The organism is Streptomyces sp. LS1784 (assembly GCF_020103755.1).
Lineage (GTDB): Bacteria > Actinomycetota > Actinomycetes > Streptomycetales > Streptomycetaceae > Kitasatospora.
The window spans coordinates 1-2,163 of record NZ_JAHSQD010000900.1 but is presented as its reverse complement, the minus strand read 5'-3'; the positions used below and the strand labels follow the sequence as shown (position 1 = coordinate 2,163).

General features: G+C 75.5%; 2 protein-coding genes and 1 pseudogene. 1 reads left to right on the top strand and 2 read right to left on the bottom strand.

Features of this window, described 5'->3' with window-relative positions; all coding sequences use genetic code 11:
- Positions 1-637 precede the first annotated feature (637 nt).
- On the top strand, positions 638-1,081 hold the full coding sequence (locus tag KS423_RS48690) for a hypothetical protein (RefSeq protein WP_374120170.1): 444 nt from the start codon (positions 638-640) through the stop codon (positions 1,079-1,081).
- Here KS423_RS48690 and KS423_RS44025 read toward each other — a convergent pair.
- Together KS423_RS44025 and KS423_RS44020 are read right to left on the bottom strand one after the other, a co-directional pair.
- Positions 1,003-1,893, bottom strand: coding sequence for a GNAT family N-acetyltransferase (locus tag KS423_RS44025; protein ID WP_224285296.1), 891 nt, complete (start codon positions 1,891-1,893; stop codon positions 1,003-1,005). The two genes, KS423_RS48690 and KS423_RS44025, sit on opposite strands and share 79 nt — an antisense overlap.
- 65 nt (positions 1,894-1,958) lie before the next feature.
- Positions 1,959-2,163, bottom strand: a pseudogene (locus tag KS423_RS44020) (hypothetical protein); the annotation flags it as partial.

The following is a 2,163-nucleotide window of genomic DNA, read 5'->3' as shown; positions in this document are numbered from 1 at the left end:
CCCGCGGCCTCCGCCACGGCTGCGGAGCGCGGCGCGGCGTCCACCTGGTAGCCGCCGCCCTCGCCCGCCCGGTCGTACGCCGAGCCGGGCAGCTTGTCCCCGTACCGCTATGGCCGTTGACGGGGCCGGGACCGAGGTGTGAACAGGCCGACGTGGATGTGGACGCCGCCCGGAAAACCCCGCGCAGCGGGCCCGGACCGGTGACAAACCGCCGCGCCGATGTGAATATTCACGGTCAAACGCCGGTCCGTCCGAGCCGGCCGCGAGCCGGACCGCCCGCCCCCAGGAGACCGCCATCCACAAAAGCGACCCAGCCGACCTCGCCGCCGCCCTGCGCACCGGCCCCTTCCACCTCGCCCTGCGCACCGCGATCTCCGCCCGGGGCCTCGCCCTGCACCGCATCCGCCGCCACCTCGCGCTGCGCGGCGTCAACGTCGGCCTCACCAGTCTCAGTTACTGGCAACAGGGCCGCCGCCGTCCCGAACGCGCCGAGTCACTGCGCGCCGTCGCCGCCCTGGAAGAGGTCCTCGACCTGCCCGAACACTCCCTCACCCGGCTGCTCGGCCCTCGCCGCGCCGCCGGCCCCACCCCGGCCGGCCCGCCCGTCCGCCCCTACCGTGACCTCATCTCCCCCGCCGTGGCCGTCGACGGCCTGCTCGCCACCCTCGCCGGCCCGCGCGACACCGGGCTGCACACCATCACCCACATCGAACGCATCCGGGTCGGCCCCGACCGCCGGCTCACCCGCCGCGACTCCCAGCACGCCCTGCGCGCCGACCGGGACGGCATCGACCGCTACCTCGCCCTCTACCAGGGCGACCCCGGCAGCGACATCACCCGCGTCGGCGTCCGCGCCGAGGAGAACTGCCGCCCCGGCCGCATCCGCCGCGACCAAGCCCACCACCTGCGCGCAGACGTACCAGAACGCCGATCACCTGCCGGCGCCCGCCACGGCGGCCGCCACCGACCCCTTCGGGACGAAGGTGGCCGGTGCGCACCCGATCAAGGACGCCTGACGGCCCCGCGGCTCCGCTGGGGGGCGCGGAAGTCCACGATCAGGGAGTCCTCCACCGGCAGGTAGCCGATCTGCTGGTAGATGGAGTTGCTGGTCGGGTTGGCGAGGTTGGTGTAGAGCAGGACCTCGGTGGCGCCGTGGGCGAGGACGTGGGCCGAGGCGGCGGCGGTGACGGCGGTGCCGTAGCCGTGCCCGCGGCTCCCGGTGGGGGTGTAGACCGGGCCGATGCGGGACATGCCGACGAGGATCGGGCTGCTGCCCGCCAGGGCGACCGGGCGGCCGTCGTCCTCCCACAGGTGCAGGCAGCCGTTCGCGATCCGCTCGTCCACCGCCCGCGGGACGTCGGGGAGTTCGACCTCGGCCTCGACCAGGAACTCCTCGTACCAGCGGATCGCCAGTTCCCGGTCGGCCGGTTCGGCCAGCCGGTGGCGGCCTGCGGGCGGGCGCGGTGGGCCGGCCAACTCGCCGAGCCGGTAGAGCCGCTCGTCGAAGCGGACGGACTGCTCGGTGCCGGTGGCCGCCGTCCAGGCGTCGGCGAAGGCGCGGACCGCTTCGGAGCCGCCGCCGACCCCGGTCACCGTGGTGAACCCGGTTCCGGCGGCGGCCAGGCCGATCGCCAGCTCGGCGGCCGCGGCCGGCGGCATGAAGGAGAGCCGGGGGTCGAACGGCGGTGTCTGGAGGAAGGCGCCCGCGACCGGGCCGCCCTCCTCGGCCCGCCACCAGCCGAAGACCGGCGGTTCGCCGAACACGGTCGGGCCGGACTCGGTCAGCCGGTGCGTGATGGTGAGCAGGACGGTGTTCTCGGCGGGGCGGGCGGCCAGGAAGGCCCCCGCCTCCTCCCGGAACTCGTCGAGGGAGGTGCTGAAAGTCCAGGTCATGGCCCATCGTGGACCGGAGCCGGACGTGTTCGCCAACGATTATCCGGCCGCCGCCGGGACGCCCGTTATGCGACCGCCACGCCCAGCTTCTCGGCCAGTGCCGCCGGATCGGTGGTCGGGGCGTCGCAGGCGAAGTGCCGGCAGACGTACGCCGCGGGCGCCCCGTCGACCAGCGGCCGGTCGGCCAGCAGCGGCACCTCGGTCCCTCCGGGCGTGCCGACCGCGACCACCGTCCCCGGCGCCGTCCCGAGCAGCGCGGCCCGCCGCAGC